At 62.9% G+C, this 25,958-nt stretch carries 26 protein-coding genes and 1 pseudogene; 16 read left to right on the top strand and 11 right to left on the bottom strand.

Translation table 11 applies throughout. The features are described 5' to 3' along the window. Positions 1-390 precede the first annotated feature (390 nt). Positions 391-849 carry an iron chaperone gene (locus tag AB4Y81_RS20555; protein WP_441996785.1) on the top strand — a complete coding sequence of 153 codons (459 nt, stop codon included), beginning with the start codon at positions 391-393 and terminating at the stop codon, positions 847-849. A gap of 27 nt (positions 850-876) precedes the next feature. On the opposite strand, the gene AB4Y81_RS20550 is transcribed toward AB4Y81_RS20555, so the two are convergent. After that, the gene (locus AB4Y81_RS20550) at positions 877-2,013 is read right to left on the bottom strand and encodes an AI-2E family transporter (protein WP_441996783.1); all 1,137 of its coding nucleotides are present in this window, start codon (positions 2,011-2,013) and stop codon (positions 877-879) included. A gap of 104 nt (positions 2,014-2,117) precedes the next feature. Then, entirely contained in the window at positions 2,118-2,306 is a 189-nt protein-coding gene (locus AB4Y81_RS20545; protein WP_144027705.1) for a hypothetical protein, read from the bottom strand. Positions 2,307-2,737: 431 nt separating this feature from the next. Between AB4Y81_RS20545 and AB4Y81_RS20540 the strand changes: the two genes are divergently transcribed. The 10 genes from AB4Y81_RS20540 to AB4Y81_RS20495 all read left to right on the top strand — a co-directional run bounded on the left by AB4Y81_RS20540 (position 2,738) and on the right by AB4Y81_RS20495 (position 11,459). Then, positions 2,738-3,469 carry a hypothetical protein gene (locus AB4Y81_RS20540; RefSeq protein WP_441996781.1) on the top strand — a complete coding sequence of 244 codons (732 nt, stop codon included), beginning with the start codon at positions 2,738-2,740 and terminating at the stop codon, positions 3,467-3,469. Next, the gene (locus tag AB4Y81_RS20535) at positions 3,466-4,068 is read left to right on the top strand and encodes a TetR/AcrR family transcriptional regulator (protein WP_441996779.1); all 603 of its coding nucleotides are present in this window, start codon (positions 3,466-3,468) and stop codon (positions 4,066-4,068) included. The genes AB4Y81_RS20540 and AB4Y81_RS20535 overlap by 4 nt, the downstream gene beginning before the upstream one ends. A gap of 317 nt (positions 4,069-4,385) precedes the next feature. After that, positions 4,386-4,940, top strand: coding sequence for an RNA polymerase sigma factor (locus tag AB4Y81_RS20530; RefSeq protein ID WP_441996777.1), 555 nt, complete (start codon positions 4,386-4,388; stop codon positions 4,938-4,940). Further along, a complete protein-coding gene (locus AB4Y81_RS20525; protein WP_441996775.1) occupies positions 4,937-5,737 on the top strand; it encodes a hypothetical protein in 801 nt (266 codons plus the stop codon). Before AB4Y81_RS20530 ends, AB4Y81_RS20525 begins: the two co-directional genes overlap by 4 nt. Before the next feature lie 33 nt (positions 5,738-5,770). Continuing rightward, on the top strand, positions 5,771-6,196 hold the full coding sequence (locus tag AB4Y81_RS20520) for a CoA-binding protein (RefSeq protein WP_018780017.1): 426 nt from the start codon (positions 5,771-5,773) through the stop codon (positions 6,194-6,196). A gap of 84 nt (positions 6,197-6,280) precedes the next feature. Beyond that, entirely contained in the window at positions 6,281-7,117 is an 837-nt protein-coding gene (locus tag AB4Y81_RS20515; protein ID WP_231375296.1) for a polysaccharide deacetylase family protein, read from the top strand. A gap of 38 nt (positions 7,118-7,155) precedes the next feature. Continuing rightward, complete coding sequence (locus AB4Y81_RS20510) at positions 7,156-7,566, top strand: MmcQ/YjbR family DNA-binding protein (RefSeq protein WP_055977125.1); 411 nt, start codon at positions 7,156-7,158, stop codon at positions 7,564-7,566. 568 nt (positions 7,567-8,134) lie between these two features. Next, positions 8,135-9,544: an N-acetylglucosamine/diacetylchitobiose ABC transporter substrate-binding protein gene (ngcE, locus tag AB4Y81_RS20505; RefSeq protein ID WP_018780013.1), complete on the top strand. Its 1,410-nt coding sequence runs from the start codon at positions 8,135-8,137 to the stop codon at positions 9,542-9,544. Continuing rightward, complete coding sequence (locus tag AB4Y81_RS20500) at positions 9,541-10,566, top strand: carbohydrate ABC transporter permease (RefSeq protein WP_018780012.1); 1,026 nt, start codon at positions 9,541-9,543, stop codon at positions 10,564-10,566. The genes ngcE and AB4Y81_RS20500 overlap by 4 nt, the downstream gene beginning before the upstream one ends. Next, positions 10,566-11,459 carry a carbohydrate ABC transporter permease gene (locus AB4Y81_RS20495; RefSeq protein ID WP_018780011.1) on the top strand — a complete coding sequence of 298 codons (894 nt, stop codon included), beginning with the start codon at positions 10,566-10,568 and terminating at the stop codon, positions 11,457-11,459. The genes AB4Y81_RS20500 and AB4Y81_RS20495 overlap by 1 nt, the downstream gene beginning before the upstream one ends. 98 nt (positions 11,460-11,557) lie before the next feature. Here AB4Y81_RS20495 and AB4Y81_RS20490 read toward each other — a convergent pair whose 3' ends face one another. Both AB4Y81_RS20490 and AB4Y81_RS20485 read right to left on the bottom strand, forming a co-directional pair. After that, positions 11,558-12,280, bottom strand: a complete 723-nt coding sequence (locus AB4Y81_RS20490; protein ID WP_416430322.1) for an alpha/beta fold hydrolase — start codon at positions 12,278-12,280, stop codon at positions 11,558-11,560. A gap of 87 nt (positions 12,281-12,367) precedes the next feature. Continuing rightward, positions 12,368-13,366, bottom strand: coding sequence for an AraC family transcriptional regulator (locus AB4Y81_RS20485; protein WP_416430321.1), 999 nt, complete (start codon positions 13,364-13,366; stop codon positions 12,368-12,370). Between the two features lie 93 nt (positions 13,367-13,459). On the opposite strand from AB4Y81_RS20485, the pseudogene AB4Y81_RS20480 reads away from it, so the two are divergent. Then, a pseudogene (locus AB4Y81_RS20480) lies at positions 13,460-13,726 on the top strand (putative quinol monooxygenase); the annotation flags it as partial. Positions 13,727-13,750: 24 nt separating this feature from the next. Here the strand turns inward: AB4Y81_RS20480 and AB4Y81_RS20475 are convergent. Genes AB4Y81_RS20475 through AB4Y81_RS20450 form a run of 6 tightly spaced genes read right to left on the bottom strand, consistent with a single transcriptional unit; the run spans position 13,751 to position 18,978 of the window. Then, on the bottom strand, positions 13,751-14,275 hold the full coding sequence (locus AB4Y81_RS20475) for a flavin reductase family protein (RefSeq protein ID WP_018780007.1): 525 nt from the start codon (positions 14,273-14,275) through the stop codon (positions 13,751-13,753). 1 nt (position 14,276) lies between these two features. Then, complete coding sequence (locus AB4Y81_RS20470) at positions 14,277-14,648, bottom strand: cupin domain-containing protein (protein WP_018780006.1); 372 nt, start codon at positions 14,646-14,648, stop codon at positions 14,277-14,279. A gap of 2 nt (positions 14,649-14,650) precedes the next feature. Beyond that, positions 14,651-16,123: a 4-hydroxyphenylacetate 3-hydroxylase family protein gene (locus AB4Y81_RS20465; RefSeq protein ID WP_018780005.1), complete on the bottom strand. Its 1,473-nt coding sequence runs from the start codon at positions 16,121-16,123 to the stop codon at positions 14,651-14,653. Then, positions 16,123-16,815 (bottom strand): DUF2848 family protein, encoded by a 693-nt coding sequence (locus AB4Y81_RS20460; RefSeq protein ID WP_441996769.1) that lies wholly within the window; start codon positions 16,813-16,815, stop codon positions 16,123-16,125. Before AB4Y81_RS20460 ends, AB4Y81_RS20465 begins: the two co-directional genes overlap by 1 nt. Positions 16,816-16,825: 10 nt before the next feature. Beyond that, positions 16,826-17,620: a carbon-nitrogen family hydrolase gene (locus AB4Y81_RS20455; RefSeq protein ID WP_441996767.1), complete on the bottom strand. Its 795-nt coding sequence runs from the start codon at positions 17,618-17,620 to the stop codon at positions 16,826-16,828. After that, a complete protein-coding gene (locus AB4Y81_RS20450; protein WP_441996765.1) occupies positions 17,617-18,978 on the bottom strand; it encodes an MFS transporter in 1,362 nt (453 codons plus the stop codon). The genes AB4Y81_RS20455 and AB4Y81_RS20450 overlap by 4 nt, the downstream gene beginning before the upstream one ends. Before the next feature lie 230 nt (positions 18,979-19,208). Here AB4Y81_RS20450 and AB4Y81_RS20445 point away from each other — a divergent pair, with 230 nt between their 5' ends. Continuing rightward, a complete protein-coding gene (locus AB4Y81_RS20445) occupies positions 19,209-19,850 on the top strand; it encodes a GntR family transcriptional regulator (protein WP_413307807.1) in 642 nt (213 codons plus the stop codon). On the opposite strand, the gene AB4Y81_RS20440 is transcribed toward AB4Y81_RS20445, so the two are convergent. Beyond that, positions 19,847-20,140: a DUF503 domain-containing protein gene (locus tag AB4Y81_RS20440; RefSeq protein WP_018780000.1), complete on the bottom strand. Its 294-nt coding sequence runs from the start codon at positions 20,138-20,140 to the stop codon at positions 19,847-19,849. The two genes, AB4Y81_RS20445 and AB4Y81_RS20440, sit on opposite strands and share 4 nt — an antisense overlap. A gap of 205 nt (positions 20,141-20,345) precedes the next feature. Here AB4Y81_RS20440 and AB4Y81_RS20435 point away from each other — a divergent pair, with 205 nt between their 5' ends. From AB4Y81_RS20435 to AB4Y81_RS20425, 3 genes are read left to right on the top strand one after another with little or no spacing between them, the layout of a single operon-like run. After that, positions 20,346-22,322, top strand: a complete 1,977-nt coding sequence (locus AB4Y81_RS20435) for a cellulose biosynthesis cyclic di-GMP-binding regulatory protein BcsB (protein WP_441996762.1) — start codon at positions 20,346-20,348, stop codon at positions 22,320-22,322. Beyond that, the gene (locus AB4Y81_RS20430; protein ID WP_441996761.1) at positions 22,312-24,006 is read left to right on the top strand and encodes an ArnT family glycosyltransferase; all 1,695 of its coding nucleotides are present in this window, start codon (positions 22,312-22,314) and stop codon (positions 24,004-24,006) included. Before AB4Y81_RS20435 ends, AB4Y81_RS20430 begins: the two co-directional genes overlap by 11 nt. Beyond that, positions 24,003-25,958 carry a glycosyltransferase gene (locus AB4Y81_RS20425; RefSeq protein ID WP_441996759.1) on the top strand — a complete coding sequence of 652 codons (1,956 nt, stop codon included), beginning with the start codon at positions 24,003-24,005 and terminating at the stop codon, positions 25,956-25,958. Before AB4Y81_RS20430 ends, AB4Y81_RS20425 begins: the two co-directional genes overlap by 4 nt.

The raw sequence follows: 25,958 nt of genomic DNA, 5'->3' as shown, positions 1-25,958 counted from the left end.
GCGCCGTAGGTTCCCATGCCGGCGACGGCGGCTGCGGTGCCGACCAGTGCGACGGAGGCGAGGATTTTGCCGGAGGTGGTTTTGAGGCTGATGGCCATGGGGATCAGTGTCCTTTCGTGTGGCCACCGTGAGACCGGCCGGCCGTTTCTTCAGCCGGTGTGGCTGACAAGAAAATACTTTGCCGGGCCTGGATCAAGAACCAATCCTGCAAATCCACAACACTTCCTCAGGAAACCCTCAAGAAAACCGCACCCACTGCTTGCTCGTCCCGGCTCTCAATGCCAAGCGACCAACGAAGTTTCCGATCGAGCAGTTTTGGAGAAGCCCCACGGGCCGCCGGGTCATAGCGTTGATGGTGTCAAGCAAAAAGACCAGGGGAGAGAGATCGCCATGACGGACAACCAGCAAACGGCTACCAAAGAAAAGTCCTACGACGGCTTCACCGAGGACGAACGCGCGGCCATGAAAGAAAGGGCGCAGGAGCTGAAGAAGGCGCCGCGCAAGAAGGCCTCCAAAGCCGACGGTGAGGCCGATGTCCTGGCCAAGATCGCCGAGATGCCCGAAGCGGACAAGGCCATGGCCGAATGCCTGCACGCCCTGGTCAAGGAACACGCGCCGGAACTGACCCCAAAAACCTGGTACGGAATGCCCGCTTATGCCCGGGACGGAAAGAACATCGTGTTCTTCCAGAGCTCCCATAAGTTCAAGGCCCGCTATGCCACGCTCGGCTTTGAGGAGAATGCAAAGCTTGACGACGGCGACATGTGGCCCACGTCGTTCGCCCTCAAGGAGATCACGCCGGCTGTTGAAGCGAAGATCGTCGAACTGCTGAAGAAGGCACTCGCCTGACAGTCGGACTTCCAGCTTGGGCGGCCGCTACACCGGCTGGCTGTTGGCCGGCGGCAGGTCCGGGTTGACCGGCTCAAGGTCAGGGTCTTCCGCCGTCCACACCTGCACGATGGCCCAGGTGACCGCGGCGATGGGTACAGAGAGGACGGCGCCGATGATGCCGGCCAGGATGGTGCCCGCCGTCAGTGCCATCAGGATCACCAGGGCGTGCAACTGCAACGACTTGCCCATGACCACCGGCTGGAGAAGGTCGCCCTCAAGCTGGTTGACCGCGATCACTGCAATGACCACGATGAGTGCCACGATCGGACCGTTCGCCACGAGGGCCACCAACGCCGCCAGAATGCCGGCGACGGTAGCACCCACCAAGGGGATGAACGCGCCAATAAAGACGATGATCGCCAGGGGAATGGCCAGCGGCACTTGGAGGATCAGCAGCACGGCTCCGATGGCGACTGTATCCACCAAAGCCACAATCGCCGTCCCCCGCACGTAACCGCCCAGTACTTCCATGGTCCGCTTGCCCACGCGGCGAAGCTTGGCTTCGCGAGTGCCCTTGAAAGGCCGCAGGAAGAAGTCCCAGATCTTGGCGCCGTCCTTGAGGAAGAAGAAGAGTATGACCACCATGAGGCTCGCGCCGGCCAGGAACTCGGTCACCACGGACAAACCGGTCACGGCACCGGAGCGCACTTGGCTGCTCTGGGCGAAGTCCACTACAGCTTGCCGGGCTTGGTTGAGCTGTTCCTGATCCAGGGGGAAGGGCCCTGTGAGCAGGAAGTTTTCCAGCTCGTCCAGGCCTTCTGCCGCTTGGCTGATCAGTTCGTCCCACTGGCTGCGCACCGACAGGACGATGATGCTCACAACGCCGCCCAGGACAATCAACAGTCCCAGGAATGCGACGGCGGTGGCGAGACCGCCACGCCAGCCACGGCGCCGGAGCATGTTGACGAACGGGCCGATGGCGGCGGCCAGGATCAGTGAGACAAGGACCGGGATCACCAGCAGCCGGATCTGCAGCAGCGCGAACACCACCACTACTGCCACGACCAGAATCAGGAGAATCTGGGCGGCCCGGATAGCCGTCCGACCCAGTGAGTCCTTCCACAGGTCGGGCTTGGGGTTGTTGCGCGTGGAAAGGGGAGCCGTTTCCTCGGATCGCGTCATGTGAACTCCTGTTCGTTCGCATCGGTCAGCCGATGGGATCAAACGTAAGCCTACTGACTATTTGCGGGGGTGGCTCCTCCTGCGCGGGACAGGGGCCGGCGTGACTAGTAGGTGGGGTCCGGGTTGGGGGTGGGGGGAACCGGGCCGGGGTCGGGAACCGGTGATGGTCCCGGCGTCGGATTGGGGTCCGGTATGGGGCTCGGAGGAAACGGCGTCGTGGGGTCCGGTGGCGGAGGTACGGGGCCGGGGTCGGGCGGGAACGGCTCGGGCTCGTGGGCTGGGGGCAATGTCATGATCTCTCCTCTGCGTTCTGGTGATTGGTGCTCGGGGTAGATACCAGCAGCCTAGGCGCGGGCCCCTTGCTGCGCCACCACTCCGTGGGCTGTTTCAATTTTTAGGTCATATGACCTAAAATCAGATTCATGAAAGATCATCTCAAGCTCGATACCTCCGGTCCAGTGCTGATTGTCGGCGGTTACGGAACGGTCGGCGCAGCGCTCACGCAGCATGCACAGGGGGAGTGGCCGCTTCTCCTGACCGGCAGGAACCCGGACCGCGGGAGCCACCTGACCAATGACAGAGTGACTGTCCGGGCATGGGACCTCAACCAGTCCGAGCCCTTCGAAGCGCGGGTCCGGGCAGTAATCAGTACAGTCAATGACCCCGATGACAGGGTGCTTCGGGCAGCTGTAAGCGCCGGGATTCCGTACGTTGATGTCACCCGTTGGACCAGCCGGGTCACCCGGGCCGTCACCCTGTCCACCCTGTTGCAGCCCACGGCGCCTGTGCTGCTCAGGGTGGCGTCACCAATACCGTGGCCGCAGCCCTGGCCCGGGAAGTGGGCGGAGCAGCCGACGTGGACATTTCCATCAGGTATGACATCAATGACCAGGCCGGGGCCGACTCCGTTGACTTCATGGACCGGCTGGGACTGGAGTTCGAAGCCCGCAAAGGCGGCAAGGCCGCCGTCGTACGTCCCTTGACCGACACACGCTGGGTGGATATCGCCGGGCACCGCACCAAAGTCGCCAGGCTTGACACCCCCGAGCAGTTCACGCTGCCGCTCACCTTGGGTGCAGGTTCTGTGGCAACGAGGATCGGCTTCAGTTCCAATACATCGACGACGGCGTTGCTCGCCGCGCGCGCGGTGGGGCTGTTCCGGTGGGGCAGCGGCGAGAAATGGGCATCGCTGCGTCGTTCGCTGCTCTACTCCCCGGGATCGGGCGGGACGGCGCATATCCGGGTGGAAGTGACTGGTCCGGGCGGCACCGGGACTGTCACTATCACCGATCCCCTGGGGCAGGCCCACCTGACGGCAGCGGGTGGACTTCTTGGGCTCCACACGGTGCTCAGCGATGATGCGCGGCCCGGCGTTTCCTTTCCCGAATCGGCGCCCGAACCAGCTGCGCAGCTCGCCAAACTCGAGTCATACGGTGTGACAATATTGAGGTCATGACCGAAAGCAAGGGCGCGCTGCGCAGGGCGGCCCTTCTGGACGCGGCCGAAGAAGTGCTGGTTACCAAAGGCAACGCAAACGCTGCCATGCGGGACTTCGCAGCCGCCGCCGGGGTGCGGGTCGGGCACCTCCAGCACTACTTTCCCACCAGGGCTGACCTCATTCGCGCGGTCCTTGAGCGATCGCTGGAGCGCTCGCTTCATCGGCTCAATGACGTCACCGACGTGGACCTCGCGCCGGAGGCTGCCGGCGGGCTTGGCATGGATGAGTCACAGCGGCTCCTGACCGCGTTGCTCCGGGAACACTCGGGCATGGCCGACGTCAGGATGCACCTGGAGATCTGGGCGCTGGCCGCCTCGGATGAAGCAGCTGCCGGGGCCTTGCGGGGCTTCTATTCCCGGTACACCGCGCACGTGCAGGGTCTGGTCCGCAGGGGAAGGCCGGAGCTCCCGGACCAGGAAGCCAACGCAGTGGCCGCCGCAATTGTGAGCTTGTTCGAGGGTGCGGCCGTCACGCGTTCTGATATTGCGGGACTTCGAACAGTGCACGGTGACCAGGCGGTCATCCGTACGGCGCAGTGGTTGATCCACGGGCAGTAGGGGCCAGTCTGTCCCTGCCCCGGCTACCCCGCCCGGACGGGCGCTGAACGGCGCCGGAAAGGCTTCCAAAAAAAGTTTGTACTCCCGCGTAACCCTTTGCCGCGCTCCGACGATTACGTCTGTGAAAGGGCCGGGTTGGAATTTGTCCCCCATCATCTTCCAGCCCGGCTCTTCCATGTCCGGGAGTTCCTGCCGGTCAAGGGTTCGTCCTTTGGCAGGCCCGGCAGAGCAGTTACTCTTGGTGGGGTCGTCCGTTGCGGGAATCGGATGATCTGGCTCCCAGCCTGGACCAACCGCCGATCGAAAGTCCGAAATCTGTGACCGACGCATTGACCGACGAAGCGCTTCACGCACTCCAAGGCAATAACGCGGAACTGTTCAGCGCCGTTTACCAGGCCTATGCGGGCCAGGTTCTTGGGTACTTGACGGCCAAAGGCGTCCCGGACCCGGAAGCAACCACGCAGGATGTTTTCCTCGCTGTCCTTCCACGCCTGGACGAGATCAATGGAGGCGTCAACGGCCTCAGGACCTTTATCTTCTCGGTCGCCCACGCCCGAATGGTGGATGAGCACAGGAAGGAAAGCCGGACACCTGACCAGCACGAGTTTGAGCCCGAGCGGGATTCGCGCGAAGCGAGCTCGGCAGAGGCTGAGGCGATGCTGCGGTTGGCCCCCTACGAGGTGATGGCGTTGCTGGAACACCTCGGCGAAGAGCAGCGGGAGGTCTTGACGCTCCGCATCGTCGCAGGCCTCACCGTGGAGCAGGTGGCCGGAATCATGGGGAAAACCGCCGGTGCAGTGAAGCAGCTGCAACGGCGGGCACTGATCACCCTCCGTGAGCATTCGGCAGTAAAGGAATACGTGTCGCCATGACATACAAGGATTTGGACCGCGGGCAGATCGTGGACGAGCTGCTGCTCGACGCCGGTCTCAGCGACGCGTCCGATGTTCGGCAGGCGCTTCTGGCCATGGGTCAGCTTGCCGACGCGGCGGCTCCTGCACCCGGCGCGGAACTCGCTGCCATGCTGGCGGGACCGCATGATGAGGTTTCCAAACGACGTTGGCGGCATAAGCACCGGACCGCAGTAGTAAGTGTTGCCGTGGTTGCGGCGATGGGACTTGGCGCCAGCGGTGTTGCAGCCGCAAGTTCGGGCTTTACGCGGAGCCCGTCGTTCGAGGGTCTGCTGGGCACTGTCGCCCCGCATCGGGCCGCTGCAGCGCCCGCCTTGCCCGCTCCCGATGCTCCCAAGGTCAGCACCGCGCCGGCTCCCTCGGCGGATCCGGCCGCGATCCCGCAGCCCTCTCCGGTGCAGCCAACGCCGGCAACGATGATCCCGATTCCCGCGCAGCAACAGGCGCCGGCAGCATCCCAAGCAGTACCCCAGACGCCGGCGGGAACCGCGCCCGCTGCTGCCACCGCCGTCGTGCCCGCCGCGAATCCGCCAGCGCCGCAACCGGCCAAGGCTGTGCCGGGAGCGATGCCCGCTGCGCCCACCACGCCGGCGCCTTGGCTGCGGCCCGGCCCGGCTGGCCCAGGCGCCCTGCCCGGCAACGGCCTTTCCGTAGCTTCTGAAAAGGAGGCCTCGGCGCAGCTCAAAGCCGCTGAAGAAAAACTGAAGCAGTGGAAGAAGCAGCTGAAACGGCAGGATCCGGCACAGCCACGTCCGTGATTCCCCGCGTGAGGACGGCAGTAGGCTTGGACCATGATGCACGTCAACGATCCCGCCGTCGTCGAACGGTTGATGCGGACCAAAGGCACGTGGGCCATCGTCGGCCTCAGCAACAACGAGTGGCGTTCGGCCTATGACGTTTCGCTTTACGTCCGGGACAAGATGGGCATGGAGATCATCCCCGTCAACCTCAAGGGCGAGGACGTGCACGGCGAGAAGGGCTACAAAAGCCTGGGGGATATTCCCCTCGACAAGCACCCCATCGATGTTGTGGATTGCTTCGTCAATTCCGAACGTGTTGGTGCGGTCATCGACCAGGCAATCGAGGTCGGCGCCAAGGCGGTATGGCTCCAGCTGGGAGTCTTCGACGACGACGCCACGCAACGCGCAATGGACGCAGGCCTCGACGTCGTGGTGAATTCATGTCCGGCGCGTGAAGGCTGGCATTACGGCTTGTGATTCCTTCGCTGGTTCTTCTGCTAGATTGCTGCTGACTCATCTCTTCAGCCCCGGGGGACGGCCATGTCCGGCGACCATTTTGCAATGCCATTTTCCATTCCCAGCAGACGGGCCGCCTTGGGTATCTTCGGCGCGTCCATGGTGGCCGGTCTAACCGCCTGCACTGCCGCTGAAGGGGCGGAAAGTTCGACGCCGGCGCCTGCGCCGACTGACACGGCAACGCCAGCGGCCTCCCCTTCGGCGACGGCGACGCCCACCCCCACGCCGACCCCCGCAGCAACGAAGCGGATCCGCCGCTCCTTCATTCCGGACTTCCAACTGCCGCCGGTCGTGGGCGGCCTCGCTCCGGTCATCACCAAGATCCCCACCAAGCACCCGGTCGTTTTTCTGACCATCGACGACGGCAACATCAAAACCCCGGAATCGGTCAGGCTCATGGCCGAATACGACTATCCGGCGTCGCTGTTCCTCACCAAGGACACCATCGCTGACAATCCGGCGTTCTTCAACGCCTTCAAAGCTCAAGGCAGCCTGGTGGAAAACCACACGGTCACCCATAACATCAACATGGTGCGCCAATGGGGATATCAGCAGCAGCTCAATGACATGGTGGGAATGCAGGAGTACGCCCTCCAGCACTATGGCCGCCGGCCAACACTTTTCCGTCCGCCGGGAGGCGCATATTCCAACGTGATGCGCCAGGCCGTTGCCGATGCCGGCATGAAAGCCATCATTACTTGGGAAGCCAAAGCCAACGCGGGAAAAATGGACTACCAAGTGGGCAACGCTTTGCGACCGGGTGACATTGTGCTGATGCATTTCCGGGCAGAGTTCGCCGCTGACCTGGCTGCTTTCCGGGCTGCGCAGCTTGCAGCGGGGCTGGAAGTGGTGCTGCTTGAGGACTTCCTGGGCGTGGCGTAGCCGTACCTGCAGCGGTGGCGCTCCAGTAGGCTCGCTCCATGGATGTTTCCCAGCTCCGTGAGATATGCCTTGGCTTCCCGGGCGCCTTTGAGGACTTCCCGTTCGGGCCCGGGACATCGGTCTTCAAGGTCCGTGCCGCCGTCGCCGGTGGTGCCCGGCACGAGGCCAAGATGTTCGCGCTGTCCTCCATGGATCCGGACGACTGGTCCGTGAGCCTGAAGTGCGAGCCTGCGCTGGCCGAACAACTCAGGGCGGCCAATCCGGAAATCACCGGTGCCTGGCACATGAACAAGACCCACTGGAACGGTGTCCGACTGGATGGTGCCCTTCCGGACGGGATGGTCCGGGACATGGTGGAGGACTCCTACGACCTCGTGGTGGCCACGCTGAGCCGCAAGCAGCAGGAGCAACTCGGCTGGGCCCGGCTGGCGCGCCCGCAAGGGGGCTGATGCACCCCTCCCCATGGCGCTGACATCGGACTAGATTGATAGTGCATACCAGGCGACATCAGCCACCGGGCTGGTCAGGAGCGGTTTGATGGTGGATACGAAAGCACAGGCGCAGCTGTGGAACGTCCCACTGATCGCGCTGAGCCGGTGAAGCGATGCGCAAAGCCCACGGATATGCCACTGCTTCCCTGGATGAGCGAACCACGCGGCGGATGATTGCTTCGCGCACTCGCTCCGGAGTGTTTCCGGACGGTAAAAACCGCCTCACTGACCCTGCGACGGAGTCCGGGATGGTCGAAAATTGGGCGGAACCAAAGGGAACTGAACATCCCGACGGGGTGTATCGCCGGTCCTGGACGGAATGCGGAAAGGCTCTCGCGGAGGGACCGTGAAAAGATCACGCTTTGACAAATGTTGATCGAAACTGCGGAGAAATATTGATTTTCGATCATTCGTGGTGAAGTATGTCACACGAAGGTTGGTGCTGCCAGAGCGTCAGCCCAGACTGTCCGACTGGACGGCCCTAGCCGCCGGAGTCGGCCTTACGAGTCACTAGAGGGGTATTGAAATGACCATTCAGCACCAGTCCGTCGGTCGCCGTGGATTCCTGCGCGGGGCACTCGCAGCAGCCGTACTCGTGCCCATGGGGGGAACCATCGCATCCTGTGCTGCCGGGGGAGGCGGCACCACCACCGGCCCCACGGGCACCGTCTCCGACACCAACCCGTTCGGCATGGCTGACAAGGCCACCCTCGACGCCGTGATCTTCAAGGGCGGCTACGGTATCGACTACGTGGATTTCGCCGGCAAGATCTTTGAAAAGACGCACGAGGGTTCCACCGCAAAGATCGCTCCGTCCACGGACATCGCCCAGGAACTCCAACCCCGTTTCGTCGGTGGCAACCCGCCGGACCTGATCGACAACTCCGGCGCCAAGGCAATCGGCTTCAGCACCATCCTGGCCCAGCTCGAGGACCTCACCCCCGTGGTGGAGGCCAAGAACCTCGAAGGCAAGGTCATCAAGGACACCCTGTACACGGGCGTGCTGGCTCCGGGCACTTTCGACGGCAAGCTTGCCGCGCTGAACTACGTACTGACCGTCTACGCCGTCTGGTACTCGGATTCCCTGCTCAAGGAAAACGGCTGGACCGTTCCCAAGACCTGGGATGAAATGTATGCGCTCGGCGAGCAGGCAAAAGCCAAGGGCAAGTACTTGTTCGTGTGGGGCAAGGAAGCCGCCACGTACTACCAGGAACTCGCCATCGCGTCCGCCATCAAGGAAGGCGGGGACGAAGTCCGCCTCGCGCTGGAAAACCTCAAGGAAGGTTGCTGGTCGCACCCGGCCATCCAGTCCGTCTTCACCGCACTGGACAAGATCGTGAAGGCCGGCTTCTTCAAGCCCGGCGGCTCGGGCACGCAGTTCACGGCCGCCCAGGCACAGTGGAGCAACGCCCAGGAGGCCGTGTTCTACCCGTCGGGTTCGTGGATCGAGAACGAAATGAAGGACCAGACGAAGGCCGGCTTCAACATGATGGGCGCCCCGGCGCCCTCGGTCAGTGCCAGCCCCAAGATGCCTTACACCGCCCTCCACAGCGCAGCCGGCGAACCGTACATCGTCCCGTCGCAAGGCAAGAACGCGGCAGGCGGCAAGGAAATGCTCCGCATCATGCTGTCCAAGGAAGCTGCAACCAACTTCGCCAAGACCAAGTTGGCTCCAACGATCGTCAAGGACACCGTTCCGGCAGACGGCTTCGGATCCACCGCGCTGGTCTCGCAAACCAAGATGCTGGGCGATGCCGGCGACGACGTCTACTCCTGGAACTTCATCGACCTTTACGGAACCAACAAGGACCAGCTCGTTGTCTGGAACACCTTCCTGGACGGCAAGTCGGACGTTGCAACCCTGACCTCCGCACTGCAGAACATCACCGACAAGGTCCGTAACGACAGCTCGGTCAAGAAGATCGAAGTGAAGTGACCGTAGTGAAAACACAGCAGAGCCGGAACGACGACGGCCTGGCCGCCGTCGTTCCGGCCGCAGCTCCACAGCAATTGGTCAAGCGGCGGCGCAAGCCGCTGACCTGGGACAAAGTCAGCTTCTTCGCGGTATTCCTCGGACTTCCGCTGGCGATCTACCTGTTGTTCGTGATCTGGCCGTTCATCCAGGCATTCGGCTACTCGCTGACGGACTGGTCCGGCTTCTCGCCCACGCAGAACTTCATCGGCCTGGAGAACTACACCAAGATCTTCACGGACGATATCTTCATGAAAGCCATGGGGAACAACATCCTCCTGGTTATTTTCCTGCCGATCATCACCATCATCCTGAGCCTGGTGCTGGCTTCCCTGGTGACCGTTGGCGGAAGCAGCAAGGGGCAGATCAAGGGCCTCCGGAATTCCAGCTTCTACCGGGTTGTGTCATTCTTCCCGTACACGATTCCCGCGATTGCCATCGGCATCATGTGGGGGCAGATCTACGATCCTTCGGGCGGTCTGCTGAACGGCATCCTTACAGGGCTGGGTCTGGACCAGTTCAAGGACTTCGCCTGGCTGGGCAATAAGGACACTGCCATGATCGCCACGATGTTCGTGATCGTGTGGGGCTTCGTTGGCTTCTACATGGTCCTGTTCGTTGCAGGCATCAAGGGCATTCCCGCTGAACTCTTCGAAGCGGCAAGGATCGACGGCGCGGGCCGTTTCCGCACCGCTGTGTCCATCACCATTCCGCTGATCCGGGACAACATCCAGACCGCCTACATCTACATGGGCATCCTGGCATTGGACGCGTTTGTCTACATGGCCGCACTGAACTCCGGCGGTGGTCCGGACAACTCCACACTGGTCATGGCGCAGCAGTTGTTCTTCACAGCCTTCAGCAAGGGGCAGTTCGGTCTCGCCAGCGCCATGGGTGTCGTGCTGGCCATTGCAACGCTGATCTTCTCCGGATTGGTCTTCTTGGTCAACCGGCTCACCGGCGGCGATAAGGATGTGAGCCTGTAATGACGACAAAAGTTTCAACTCCGGAAATGAAGTCCCTGCACTTCCAGCCGCGGACCCCGGCAACATCCACGTCCGACAAAGTGGTGGGAGCGGTCTCGCACACTGCCCTGACCATTTGGACGCTCATTGTCATCCTGCCGTTGCTGTGGACGGTCATGTCGTCCTTCAAGACGTCCAGCGAGATCTTTGCTTCGCCGTTCGCCTTGCCGTCCCAGTGGAACCTGGATAACTACACCAAGGCGTGGAGTGAGGCAGGCATCGGAGCTGCGTTCCTGAACTCCGTGCTGGTGGTTGCTGTGGCCCTCGTGATCGTCATGGTCCTTGGCGCCATGTGTGCCTACGTGCTTGCCCGCTACACCTTCCCGGGCAGCAGGGCCATCTACTACCTGATGCTCGCCGGCCTGACGTTCCCGATCTTCCTGGCCATGGTTCCGTTGTTCTTCGTCCTGAAGAACATGGGACTGCTGAACACACTGCCCGGGTTGATTCTGGTCTACGTCGGCTTCGCGCTGCCGTTCACGGTGTTCTTCCTCTTCTCCTTCTTCAAGTCGTTGCCGCACGAAATCACAGAGGCAGCAGCCCTTGACGGCGCGGGGGAGTGGCGGACGTTCTTCCAGGTCATGTTGCCGATGGCCAAGCCGGGCCTCGCCTCGGTGGCAATCTTCAACTTCCTGGGCCTGTGGAACCAGTTCCTGATCCCGGTGTCCATCAACGCCGCCGGCCCACGCGTGCTGTCGCAGGAACTGGCGGCCTTCGCCGGCCAGATGGGCTACGCGGTGGACTTCGGGGCATTGTTCGCCGCCGTTACCGTGACCGTGGTTCCGGTGCTGATCGTGTACATCATCTTCCAGCGCCAGTTGCAGGGCTCCGTTTCACAGGGCACCTCAAAGTAGTACAACCGCGCTAAAAACAGCGTTCGACGGCGGTCCGCACCCCACGTGCGGGCCGCCGTCGGGCGTTAAGGGCAGCGGGGGAGGGGGCGCGGTCCGGCTCAGTCCCTGCCGGCCTCAATGAACTTAAGGGCGGTGTACCCGGGGTTTGTCAGGAGGACCTCGTGGCTGCCTTCCATACTGACCAGCCGGAAGACACCCAACCTGTTTGATAGCCGGGGGTGCCGTCCCCATTCCCCCTGGGTGATGTCGTTGTCGTCCAAAGGCGCGATGTAGCTGAACGCCTGGGGAACGCGCTCCCAACCTGTCATGTCTGCAGGGTCGGTGAATGCGCCGAAGGGCTGGGGGCGCAGTACATCGTAGATTTCCTGGGCATGTTCGGCGCTTCCATCGTTGAAGAATCCGTCCCTCCACACGAAGAACGGCAGGACCACCGAGCCGTCAGAGCGTTCGTCGGCGCTTGCCTGCAGGGCGGCCCGGAGGTGCGGCGGTACCTCGTCCACCAGCGCTTTGCCGTGCTCCGGCACGAACGCTGCAAAGTAGACGAGTCGTCGGATCCGTTCGGGCATTTCAATGGCGACCCTGGAGATCAGATAACCGCCCCAGCTGTGGCCCACCAGCACAAAGTCGCTGAGGTTGTGCTCCCTGATGTATTCGATGATCGGCTCGGCCGCACCGTTCAGGTTGACGTATTTGCTGTCGTTCGGCCCCAGCCCACCCGCAGTGGGGGTATGAACTTCGTGCCCTGCCGCCTCAAGGTGGGTGCGAACGGGGTCCCACATTCCGCCGTAGTGCCAAGCGCCGTGTACAAGGACAAACTTCATGGTTCTCTCCGAATCCGGGATCAATTGCCTGTCATCGAAGTATGTTCAACGGTGGACGGGGCCGCTATCGGAAAGACGACGGCGGTCCTATCGGATTCGCGCAGCCTTCAGGACAACGGAGGGCGTCGTGCCGTAGCGGGACTTGAACTGGGTGGAGAACTCACCCAAATGGAAGAAACCGCACTGCAACGCGACCTCGGTGACGCTGGTCCCGTCCGGATCTGATTCCCGCAGAATCCGGTGGGCGGTTTCGAGCCGCTTCATTTTCAGCCATTGGCCGGGCGTCGTGTCCAGCTCGCGGCGAAAGCTTGCCTGCAGGCTGCGGATGCTGATGCCGCAGCAACGTGCGACGCTGCTGAGGCTTACTGGTTCGCCAATACACTCCAGCATGTACTCGGTTGCCCGGCGGACACGCAAAGACGCAATCCCGCCCGGGCTCCGTGGCTGGAAGGGGGTGGCAACGTCTCCGCTGGGGATGAGGAGGGACTCGATGATGAGCTCTTCAAGGTGAAGGCTCACCCGATGCTGCCAGCTGGAGTCTTTCACCGTCGATATGCTCATGCTGCTTTCGATCAAGCTGCAAAGCAGGGCCGGCGGCAGCCCCAGGGACAAGGGGAGATCGACTCTTCGGCCTGGCCCAGTGGTCATTGCCTGGCCGGCCACGGTCTCGACGCGATGACGATCCAGCCTCAAAACCACTTGGTCGTAGTCGGCGTCGAGGTCGAATTGAAAGAGGTCATACGGGCCGACAACCACTGCGTTGTCAGGCGTTGCGACGGCGGTCTCCGAGCCGTAGCGAAAAAGTGCGCGGCCGCGGACGGGCATGCTCACGAGGAAGCTGTTCTCGTCGGGCTCCGCTGGCGACACCGTGACTGCAGCGCCGTAGTACAGCCGGTTGATCGAAAGCGAACCAATCTGCTGATGGTCGAGCCGCGCCGCAAGCCGGGATGTCCTGCCGTTAAGACGCAACGTGTGGGGGCGCAGTGTCCGCGTACATGCCTCCACCACCTGGTCCTTATCGTGCGCCGGGTCCAATATCCTCCGGGCTGTGGAGCTGAGGGTGGCAGCAATGCGTGAAAGCGTCATTGGGATCTCCACGGCGGAGGGAAGTACAGGAATTCTGACAGTATGGACAGTAAACATGGACGGTAAACCGCAACGCAACGAAAGGCAGCAACCGTGATCTTCATCGTGGTCAAGTTCAACGTCAAGCCGGACTGGTCCGATCGCTGGCTGGATCTCGTCGGTGACTTCACCGAGGCCACCCGCGCGGAACCCGGGAACCTGTGGTTCGATTGGTCCCGCAGCGTGGAGAACCCGAACGAGTTCGTCCTCGTGGAAGCCTTCCAGGACGATGCCGCCGATGCGCACGTGAACAGCGAACACTTCAAGAAGGCCATGTCGGACATGCCGCAGGCACTCGCCGAAACGCCGCACATCATCAGCGCCGGGCACCACCTGTTTAACTCCTCAGAACATCCACGGAATCTCCGCGTGGCCGAAGTCGGAGAAGGAACCGAACCGTCCGGCCTTGAACGCGAGCACCTCGCCGTCCCGGTCCCGGCACGTGGTGACCTGGCCGAAGAAGACCTGGTGATCACCGACGTCGTACTTCTGCACAACGGTGCAATCCGCCTGGGCGAGGGCGCCCTTGATCACGGGCAGGCCGCTTTCTGTGACGTCAAAGTCTCCGTCGCCGAAGCGGTCACCGCCGCGCACCGCGAACCGCCGCGCGATCGACTCCTGCTTGGACCCCAGGATGGACACCGCGAACTTGCCGCTCTCCATCAGGGCCTCACCGGTGCGGGTACCGAAGTTCAGCGAGATCATCAGGATGGGAGGCTCCAGGCTGATGGATGTCAGCGAACTGATGGTCATCCCGTATTGCTCATCCTCGTGTTGGGTGGTGACCACGGCAACGCCCGTCAGGAACCGGCCCATGGCCCGGCGCATCCCCATGGCATCGGGAACAGTGAAAAGCGGTGCGAGGCTCATGTCAGTTGCTCCGCTCAGCTGGTGCTGGATCCGTGTAGTAGCGGACTTCGAACATCTTGGCACCGTTCTCGGAAACCCACGGGCCGTGTTCCATGCCGGGCGGACGGGTAGCCCAGTCGCCGGCTTTGAAGGTCCTGCCCAGGCGCTGGTCAACGAACGAGCCTTCGAAAATGAACACTTCTTCCCAGAAATCGTGGGTGAGGACGCCGTTGGGGGAGGTGTCCGTTCCAGGTTCGAACTTCAGGATTCGGGTGACTGAGTCGTTGTCCGAGTCCCGGGCCAGGATGGCCTCGGACAAACCCTCAATGTGCGGGTTGCAGGGTGCAAAGTCCACCGAGTCCGTGGGCGTGAACTCGAATTCGGGCTTGGCCATGATCAGATCTCCTCCGACTCGGTGGTGCCGGCAATGCTGTAGGAACCAAGGAACGTGTCCAGCTCGGCGACCAGTGCGTCGTAGCCGTAGTTCCGGTAGGTGTACGCACCCCGGACTACGAACGGGGCGCCGGCGTAGAACATTTCGTACTGCTGGTGGCGGCCCGCGAACTCCGAACCGATGATGTCCCAGGCGAGCTTGAACAGCTTGACGCGTTCCTCGCTGGTGACGCCGGGGGACTGGACATAGCGTTCCATGTCCGGCCGCGTCACGCTGCTGGTCATGTCGGCGACGCTGGAGGGCAGCTGCAGCACGCCGCCGCCCACGAGGTCGCGAAGGATGGAGATCACTCGAGGGTACGTCTCGGACTGCAGGCCCATGGCCCCGTAGAGTGCGCTCTTCCCGGGAACCCGCATGCCGGCGTCGTCCGTTGTTGCGGTGTACTCGGCGGCGAGCACGGCCGATTCGACGGACTGGACGATTGCGGCGAGTTCTCCGAGCTTCTCCTGCACGCCGGGGATCTTGTCCGTGCCATTCACCTGGGTGACCTTGCGGGCGACGGAGGCGATGAACTTGAGCTTGGTGGAGAACCGGATCTGGGCCTGCCAGTTGCCCAGGGCGTGGGCGCCGGTCTCGAAGAACTGGCGGCGCAGCGTGTCGATGTTCCGGTTGATGAATACCCGGTCCCAAGGGATAAGGACGTCGTCGAAGACCACCAAGGCGTCCGGCTCGTCGTAGTGGCTGGTGAGCGGGTAGTCGAAGTCGCTGGTGGCGGCAGGCGCGAACGGGCGGCGGCAGTACAGCTTCAGGCCGTCGGTGGCCACCGGGACGGCGAAGCTGACGGCGAAGTCGACGTCGTCCGGTCCCAGCGGTTTGATGCAGGTGACGAAAACTTCGTCGGCGATCGCAGCGCCAGTGGCGAGCATTTGCGAACCCCGGACAATGATGCCCTCTTCGGTTTCGCGCACGACGCCGACCTGCAGGTATTCGCCTTCCCACCCTGACGCTGTGGTGGCGCGGGAGACCTGCGGCGGGATGATCGCGTAGGAGAGGTACAGGTTCTCGGACAGGATCTTCTTGTAGTACCGCTCCACGTTGCCTGCGAAGTCGCGTTCGTCGTTCTTGAAGACCTCCGGATGGGAACCGAACGCGGCAAAGAACGTGCCGACGTGGTCAGGGCTGCGGCCCACCCAGCCGTGCGTGTGCTTGGCCCACTTTTCGATGGCCTGCCGGCGCAGCACCAGCTCTTCCTGGGTCCGGGGAGCTGCGAACGTGCGGTTTGCCGGCCCGCCGATTTCCTCCGAATGGAACTGCATTCCATTGGCGGGATCAGCCGCGATGTCGAACAGCTCGGACATGGTCCGGGCAACCTTCGCGAAGGCCGGGTGTTCCAGGACGTTGCCGACAACCTCGCCGTCGAGGATAACCGTCCTGCCGTCATTAAGGGACTTCAGGTACTCTTTTCCGGTCCTCATCAGAGTGAGCCTTTCTTGATTTTGTAGTTATGTTCAATGGTGGTCCCATTTGGGAACGAGAGCTCCAACTTCCAGGAAGTTCCGTCTATGAACTTTCCGTCCAGAAGCGGCAGGGTGCCGCCGAGGCACATGAAGTCGGCGTCGCCGATGCCGGTCCGGGCCAGGAGACGCTCGACGACGTCGGCCGGCTTGCGCAGGCCGCTCAGCGAACCTTCCTGGTACAGGACTCCGTCAACCCACGAGCGCGCTGTGCACTCGTCGAGGTCGAGATTTTCCAGGTTCTCTACGGCGATCACCTCAGTGGCCACCGGCTTGGGACACGCGCGCTTTGAATCGCCGATATCCCGGGCTTCAATGTCACGGTCTGTGTGGTCGGATCCGATGCCGAGGTAGTACTGGCCGTTGTGGCGGATGTACAGGGGCTCAATCTCACCGGAGGTCAGGTTTTCCGAAGCGTCGTGCTCGCCCGAGGTCTCGAAGAGGTCCGAGTCCATGCGGTAAAACATGGGCACCTCCGGGGGCGGGGCTACGCCGATGGCAGCCAGCTCATCAATATGGTGTTGCACCGCTTTTGGATCCCGGCCTGTGTAGCCGGCCACCACCGCGTGGAAATCCGAAATGACGATTGTCTTGTCCGTGCCCACCACCCTGAAAGTGAGTGGGACTTGCCGTGTTGTTTGCTGTGTTTGCATTGGACTTCCTCTAGACGGTCAGAGTTTCGTAGCTGGCCAAGCGGTCATTGAGCACCGGGAACTCGTTGCGGACAATGCCCACCTGCTGCGGATCGATGTCCACCATGAGCACTGACTCCCCGGCGCCGGCCTCGGCCAGCACGTTGCCGGCGGGATCCACCACCCTGCTGTGGCCGCCGAGCTCCACGCCCTCCTGGATACCGGCAGCGTTGCAGGCAACCACGAAGATCTGGTGCTCCAGGGCGCGGGCGGTGGTGAGGAGACGCCAGTGTTCGCGCCGGGCTGCGGGCCAGGCTGCCGGAACGATCACGATTTCTGCGCCGCGGGTGCTCAGCTCCATCCACAACCCCGGGAAACGCAGGTCGTAGCACGTGATTCCTGCCGTGGCCCCGAAGGGGAGCGGGACCACAGGCAGGGCGGCCCCGGCTGTCAGGAGACTGGCTTCCTTCGATTTGTAACCGAAGACGTGGATCTTCCTGTAGGTGTGGACCACGCCGCCGTCCGGGCCCAGCAGGATTGATGTGTTGCTGAGTTGCCCGTCCGCGCCGGCTTCAATGATGCTGCCGAGATGGAGATGGACGCCCAGTTCTTTCGCAACCCGTGAGCACATTGAAACGGTGGGGCCGGAGAGTGTCTCTGCCAGGGTCGCGTAGTCATCGAAGTGGAAGTAGCCTGCACTCCACAGTTCCGGGAGGACGATCAGCTCGGCGCCGCTGATGTTGCGAAGAATCTTCTCGACCCGGTCGATCCGGTCCCCGCGGCTTTCGGTGTCCGGACTGGCTACCTGGACCAATGCGATTTTCATGCTTGTTCCTTCTCTTTGCTGCTCGGCTCGTCCAGATCACTGAGCGTCAGGCCCTTGGTTTCCTTGGCAAACATCACCGAGACCATCGAGATCAGGCCCATCCCTGCCAGGTAGATGCCGATCGCGTAGCCCGTACCGAAGGCGCTGTAGAGAGCCAACGCAATGATGGGAGACAGCGACCCGGCGATCAGCGAAGCCAGGTTGTAGGCCACGGAGGTGCCGCTGTACCGGACATCGGTGGGGAAGAGTTCGGAGAAGAAGGCGCCGATCACCGAGCTGTACGCGGCGAAGATCAACAGGCCACCTACCGCCGCGGCGATGATGCCCCACATCTGTCCGGTGTTGAGGAGGGCAAAGAAGGCGAATGCCCAGATGACGGTGGCGATCGAAGCCCCGATCATGATGGGCTTCCGGCCTACGCGGTCCGCGTAGATGGCCAGGACAGGAATAGCGACGACGGCCACTGCCTGACCGATCATGACGGCGGTGAGTCCGGCTTGCCTTTGCAATCCCATGATTTGGGTGACGTACGTGATGATGAACAGCGAGTAGATGTAGAAGCCTGCGTTCTCACCCATGCGGCTTCCGGTGGCGATGAGGATTTCGCGCCAGTTGCGGCGGAAAAGGATGGCCAAGGGCATCTTGCGCTCGGACACTGCCATGGTCTCGCGCTTCCGCTGCGCTTCTTTGAACAGCGGTGTCTCCTGCACGTAGAGGCGGAGGACCAGGCCAATGATGACCAGCAATGCGGACAATCCGAATGCTATGCGCCAGCCCCATGCAAGGAATTCGCTCTCCGGCAAGGTGCCGGCGAGGATAGCGAGCACGCCGGCTGCCATGAGATTGCCCAGGGGCGGGCCCACGTTCGGCCAGGAGGACCAGAACGCGCGGCGTGAACTGTCATTGCTGTGCTCCGACACAAGAAGGACAGCGCCGCCCCATTCCCCTCCGAGTGCGAACCCTTGGATCAGCCGCAGCAACAGCAGCAGCAACGGTGCTGCAATACCAATGGCCGCGTATGACGGGATGAAGGCGATGAGGGTCGTCGCGACCCCCATGAGCATGAGGCTTGCTACCAACGTGGCGCGTCGGCCGTGCTTGTCGCCAAGGTGCCCCAGGACAATCGCGCCGAGGGGCCGGGCGAGGAAGCCGGCGGCGAATGTGCCCAGCGCCAGCATGGTGCCGACGAGGGGATCGTCCGTGGGGAAGAAGAGCTTATTGAATACCAGGGCAGCGGCTGTGCCGTAGAGAAAGAAGTCGTACCATTCCACTGCCGTACCGGCGAGGCTCGAAGCAGCAACCACGGGCAAGCTGGAGTGCTTTTGCTGCCTTGGCTCGGCTTTCTTCAAATCGGTCATTGTGGGGATCCTTTTGCGATTGGGAGCGGCCGGGCTTCTTGTGAGGCGGGCCGATGTCCCAAGAAATTGAGGGGTTCCAGTGCGTGAGCGGAATCACTTGAGCCGCCACTGAAAACTACTGTAGACGAGTTGTATACAACCTGTCTATAGTTGGGGTTAAAGATTCTTCCAGACGTCCGGGACCCTCCTGGAGGCAACTCGTATACTGGGCTTCGCGAGAAAGGCTCTCCATGATCCAAATGACTCCCACTGCGCAATCCCAGCCCGAAGTGGCTTATCAGTGGATGAAAAGCTACATCGCTGCCCTCCCGCGGGAGGAGGAAACGTTCCTCAACGAGGCCGTCCTCGCCAAGACCACGGGCACATCCCGTACGCCGGTACGGGAGGCCCTGCTGCGCCTCGAAGCGGAAGGCTTCGTCAAGCGGATCCCCCATAAGGGCGCGTTCGTGCCCCCAATTTCCGACCCCGATGTGCGGGCAATCCTGCAGGCCAGGGCCGTGGTGGAAAAGTGGGCCGTGTCAGCCCTGGACACCATGGCCGACGCACAGATCGACGCTTTCCAGAGCGTCATCGACCAGCAACGGGAAGCCAAGGACGATCCCGCGCGCTTCATTGAGCTGGATACCGAGTTCCATACGCTCATGGTTCAGGCCGGCGGAAATCCGGTCCTCGCCGACTTCTACGCCTCGCTCCGGCAGAAGCAGCTGAGAATCGGCGTCAAAGCAGTGTCCCGGGGATCGGATCGCGCCGGTGATGTGCTTCGCGAGCATCAACTGATTGTGGACGCCCTGCGCAGCCGAAGCCTGGAAGCGGCCCACCAAGCCATCGATGCACACTTGGACTCCACCCGATGGGCCGTCATCGGCTACTAATCTTCGCTGTGCAACTCCCGCTGCCGTGCGCTAAGCAGCTCAAATTCAGGCCTGGCAGCCACGAAACGTTCAACGGCGTCGAGCACTTGCTGAAGGTGGGCGTGGTCAGGGGCCACCACAGCAGCGCCAATCAAAGCGCGCCGGTGCTGGTCCTGGAAGCCGGTCTCAGCTGCGGAGACCTCAAAACGGCGCTTGAGTTCGGCGACCAGCGGCCGGACCAGCGAACGCTTCTCCTTCAGGCTGTGAACATCGCCCAGCAGGACATCAAATTCGATCCACCCGATCCACATAAACCTCATTCAACAGCAACGCGGGGTCACTTAAGGCCCATGTCAGGGGCGTTTACGGGCCAAAAGTGACCCCGCCTTGTTTGAGGTCTTGAGGGAATCTTGATCGAACGCAGCAAGGCGTCTTGAGTTCGGCCCGGCAGTGTCTATGAGGTTGGCCCAAAAGGGCCCCCGACTCATCCGCTGCTAGTTACCCAGGACTGACATCGTGACCCAAAACCCTGCCAGAGCCCGCGCCCGATCCCGCGCCGCAGCCATACTCATCGCCTGCGCCGCCACCCTCGCGGTTTCCGCCATCACGGCCCCTATGGCTTCGGCCGGTCCCGCACAGGGAGCAGTGGTCCGGGCGTCCTCCAGCGTGTCGGCCATGGTCGGCCAGGTGGAGCAGACACTTGTGGTTCCGGTGACTGCGGGATTGGAGCCTACGCGGATCAAGGGCAGCATCGTGGTCTCCGGAAAGCCGGAAGGAACAGTCCGCGCAACGGTCAACGGCAGGATAGTCCTCGAAACCAACGCAGCAGCAGCCATCGCCCTGGACCAGGCAGTGAGCAGCGCAGACGTCATCAACCAACAGATGACCGTTGGACTGCAGTTCATCCCGGCGGCGCAGACTATGTGCGTCCTCTCAAACGCCACAGCCACGCTGAACAACCTCGCAGTCGATTTCTCCGGAACCGCAGAGGTTCCCACGACCGTCGGCGGGTTCTTCCCGGTGTCCGTGCCCGCCGTCGTACTTCCCGTCCCGGCGGACCCGGGTGCCGATGTTTCCGCGGCCGTCATGACTGCCGCCGCCTCGATGACGCACCGCTACCCGGACGCCTCTGTCAGCGTGGTCCCGGAAGCCGGACTTGCCGCCCGGGCGGCCGGCCTTCCTGCGGGCAGCCGGGTCCTCAGCGTCGTGGGTGACCAAGGCGAAACCAGCACCAAACTCTCCACCACAGCCGGCCTCCCGCAGCTCATCCTCAGCGGCCATGACGAACAGCTCCGTACCGCCGCGCGCGCACTGGCCAGCGACAATACAGCGCTCGCCGTGACGTCGTCCGTCACCGGGTTGACGTCCGCATTGCCTGCGTCGCCGGGCCTGACGCAAAGCCTCAAGGACCTGGGCAGCAGCACCCTGAAACTCTCCGGATACGGCACGCCGGAGTCGTACGTGGGAGTCACCCAGTCCCAGTTCGGCGGACCCGTCCAATCAGTGAAGGTCCAGCTCAAGGGCACGCACACGGCCGTGCCGGCCAACGCCCAGGCTCAGCTTTCCGTCTTCTGGAACGATTACCTGCTCAGCTCCAGGAACCTCGACGGCGGTGACAGCTTTTCGGTGGACGCCGAAGTACCAGCCGGGCAGCTGCAGGCGAACAACGGCCTCCGGATCCGGCTCGCGGCCCTTCCCGCGGGCGGTGATTGCACCGGCCCCGCAGGTGTGATGCCCATGGAGGTCACCGTGGACACGGCAGGCAGCACGCTGACTGCCGCCCGGGGCGGTTCCATGAAGGCCGGTTTTGCACGGTTCCCCCAGGCCCTGGGACAGAGTGTTCCCGTAGCGTTCGGCGACGGCAACGCGCAGGCAAACACCGTGAACGCGGCCACCCTGGTAGCTTCCCTGCAGCGGCAGAGCGCCACCTTGCTGGACACCCGGGTGGTGGGCCTGGATACCTTGGCCGGCTCCAGCGAGTCCGGACTGGTGGTGGGCGCCACCGGCGATGTTGCCGACAAGCTCTCGGCACCCCTGCGTTTGGCCGAGTTCCGCACCATCTCCCCGAAGGACGTCGAATACGGGGTGGGCACGTCGGCACCGTTCGGTGTCCTGGAGGCGTTCGAACAAGGCGGCCGTGATCTTTTGCTCCTCGGGGCATGGGCACCGGACGGCGACGCTTCCGCGCCTGCGTTGCAGGCTTCCCTGACCTCGCACATCAGTGGTGTTGACGGCGGTTGGGCATCATTGTCCCGGAACCTCCTGGTCACCCAGCCCTCGGGTACGCCGGTCTTGCTGGAAAGCAACGTGGTGGTTCCGCAGAAGGCCGTCACCGACGACTACCGTCCCTACGCCTGGTGGATCGGCGGTGCAGTGCTGGTGCTGGGCCTCGCGTTCGCCGCCCGCACCATCCTGATGCGGCGCCGGGCCAAGGAAGCTCAGGCCTACGTGGACGCTGAACAGAAGGCGACCGAACCGGGCCATGGCAACTAGCGTTGCCACGCGGCGCCGCGCTGCCCACCGGCAGCCGGTGCTGCGGTCCCTGTCATCGCTGATGATCCGGGGTTGGGAACGGCTCGGCGCCCCGGTGGACGGACGCAAGGTCCCGGGCACCAGGATTGTGGCCTTGTTGGCCGCAGTGGTGGGCTACGTTGCTTGCCTGTACACCATCGGCCACGGCACCAACCTGGACTACTCCGACGCCCAAAGCCACCTGACCATCGCCCGGCGCATCTTCGACAGCAAGGCGCCCGGCTTTGAACAGCTCGGCACGGTGTGGCTGCCCATGCCCCACCTTCTGCTGGCGCCGTTCGTGGTGAACATGTGGCTGTTCAGCACGGGCTGGGCTGCGGGACTATTGGGGATCCTCGCCTTGTCCGCTACCGCCACGGGCCTGTACCTGATCGCAGCGCGCCTCGGTTTGGGCCGGGCGGGCCGCCTGGCGACCACACTGGTGGTCCTGGCGAACCCGGCGGTCCTCTACGTTTACACCACTGCTTTGACCGAGCCCGTGCTGATCATGTGCATCGTGGGCGGCATGGCAGGGCTGGCACATTGGTCCACCAGCCGGCGTCGGATGAGCGCCGGTGAACTGGCAGTCTTTGCAGGCATTCCCTCGGCCGCAGCCGTCCTCTCCCGCTATGAGGGGTGGGCGCTGGTGATGACCGGGACGCTGTTCGTGCTGATCGTCTCCAAACGACGCACAGGCCAATGGCGCGAAGCCCTCACCATGGCCGGCGGCTACGTGATGATCCCTGCTGCGGCGGTGCTGTGGTGGCTTTCGTACAACTGGGCCATCTACGGCAACCCGCTTGAGTTCATGTTCGGGCAGTATTCCGCTTACGCGCAGCAGAAAAACATCACCGACGGCGGCCTGTTGCCTACCAAGGGCAACCTCGGACTGACGCTGACTACTTTCCACTGGTCGTTGCTGGAAACCGCGGGGGTGGCGGTCCTCGCCCTGGCGGCGTGCGGCGCCGTCGTGCTGGTCTTCAGGAGGGGCTTCGCGAACAGCACCCTCCTGGTGGCGGTGACCGGCAGCGCCTATGCCTTTGCGCTGTTGAGCCTTTTCCTGGGCCAAACGGCCATCAACAATGACCACTCGCTTCCCACTACCTGGTGGAACAACCGCTTCGCCCTGACGGCGTTGCCGTTGGTAGCGGTTTTGGTGGCCGTCTTCGTGCAGGAACTGACCCGGCCGGCGCGGCTCCGGCCCTGGCTGATCTGTGCTTTGCTGGGTGCATTGGTGGTGCAGAACGTGTGGTGGAACGAGGACCCCACCGGGAGGTTGGCCGTCCTGGCGGAAGGCAGGATGTCAGCTGAATCCACCACCAACTCCGCCGCCGCCGCCCGCTGGCTGAACCAGCACTACGAATCCGGAGGGATCCTGATGGACGAAAGTGCACGCGGAAACGCAGTGCTTCCCGTGATGGGCATCCCGCTCAAGGAAATCTACAACAGGGCCTCCGGCGATTACTTCGCTCCTGCGCTGGATGATCCGGCCAAGTATGCCAAATGGGTATTCGTCAACGTCGAAGCAGGTACAGGAGCGCGGGATTCGGGCCCCACCGACCTCGTTTACCAGGCGATCATCAAGAACCCTTCCTTCGGCGTGCGCTACTCCGTCGCCTTTTCCACGCCCACGCACCGGATCTACGAAAGGTCCTCGGATTCATGACCCCTGCTTCCCTCGTCAAAGGACAGTTCAACCGGCAGTCGATCGGCCAGACACTGCTCGCCGCAGGCCTTGTGACCCCTGAACAACTGCAGCGTGCACTGGATCGGGCCGCGATCGAAGGCGGTTTGCTGGGACGGCACTTGATCCTGGAAGCCGGGCTGGACCGGCGTCGGATCTATGAAGTGCTGGCCCGGCAGTGGGACGCCCCGCTGGTGGATCTGGTGGCCGAGCCACCAGCCGACGAACTCATGGAGCAGCTCATTTTCAGCGAGCTTGCGGAACCTCAATGGTTGCCGTGGCGCAGCGAGGACGGAGTGCTGACCGTGGCGACGGCGGTTGTTCCGTCCGCGGCAATCGCCGAGGAAGCAGCAGCGAAGTTCGGGGCCACCGACGTCGTCTTCCGCACTACGACGGACTGGGACATCAACCAATCCATCCAACGCTCCTTCAGGCGCCACCTGCTCTACGAATCCGCTGAACGCCTGGCCGAGGAACGGCCGGGTGACTCCGCTCGCATCGCGTTGACGCCGTGGCAACGGTACCTTCCTGTGGTCCTTGTAGCGGCAATCATGGTGGGGTTCGTGATCTCGCCGCTGACGGCGGTCATCGTGCTGCTGGCTGCAGCGAACATCGTCTTCCTGATCAGCATCGGATTCAAGACGTTGGCCAGTCTCCGCCGGCCTTTCGACAAGCTCCACGAGGCGGCAGTGGTCCGGGCACGGAACAAGGAACGCGCACGACGCGGCCTTCCGCCGGTGGCCGATGAGCGGATTCCGGATTCCGAACTGCCCGTCTACACGATCCTTGTACCGGTGTTCCGCGAGGCCAACATCATCGACAAACTGCTGACGAACCTGGGGCAGCTGGATTACCCCCGGTCCAAGCTGGATGTGCTGGTCCTCCTGGAGGAAGACGACGCCGAGACCATCGCCGCGGCCAAGGCCTCCAGGCCGCCGGAGTACGTCCGTATCCTCATCGTTCCGCGGGGAGAACCGCAAACCAAGCCAAGGGCGTGCAATTACGGACTGACGTTTGCGCGGGGCGAATACGTGGTCATTTACGACGCCGAGGACCGCCCTGATCCGGGACAGCTGAGGGCTTCCATTGCAGCCTTCAAACGGGATGAGTTCGAGCGGGAGCACCTGAACCCCGGCCGCAAACCGCTCATCTGTGTCCAGGCCGCGCTGAATTACTTCAACGCCGACCAGAACGTGCTCACGCGCCTGTTCACCATCGAGTACACGCACTGGTTCGATTCCATGCTCCCGGGCCTGGACAACTCCGGGATCCCGTTGCCGCTGGGCGGCACGTCCAACCACTTCGTCACCGCGCTGCTCAAGGAAGTTGGCGCGTGGGACCCGTGGAACGTGACAGAGGACGCGGACCTGGGACTTCGGGCAGCCGTGGACGGTTACCGCGTGGGTGTCATCGACTCCACAACGTGGGAGGAGGCCTGTTCCCAGGTGCCTGCCTGGATCAAGCAACGCACCCGCTGGATCAAGGGGTACATGATTACCTCGGCGGTGAATACCCGGAACTCCCTGAGGTACATCAAGAGCACGGGGGTAGCCGGAACAGTAGGCTTCCTTGGGCTGATCCTCGGCACGCCGCTGGCCTTCCTGGCTTATCCGCTGGTGGTCGGATTCACCGTGGTGACCTACATCGGTTACGACATCGTAGGCATGGTCCTTCCCGGGTGGTTGCTGGCCGGAGGGGTGGTGTCCATGCTGTTCGGCAATGCCATGATGATCATCGTCTCCGGTGTCGCCACCTTCCGCAGGCATGGTTGGAGGATCGCGATTTTTGCCTTGCTGAACCCGTTCTACTGGGTCCTGCATTCCGTGGCGGCGTGGCGCGCGGCCTGGCAGATGCTGACCAGCCCCCATAAATGGGAGAAGACCCCGCACGGGCTGGAGGCGGAATACCACGACGACGGCCACTGGGTCGGGTGA

The organism is Paenarthrobacter sp. TAF1 (genome assembly GCF_052113825.1).
Lineage (GTDB): Bacteria > Actinomycetota > Actinomycetes > Actinomycetales > Micrococcaceae > Arthrobacter > Arthrobacter nicotinovorans.
This window is presented reverse-complemented; position numbering and strand designations above follow the sequence as displayed.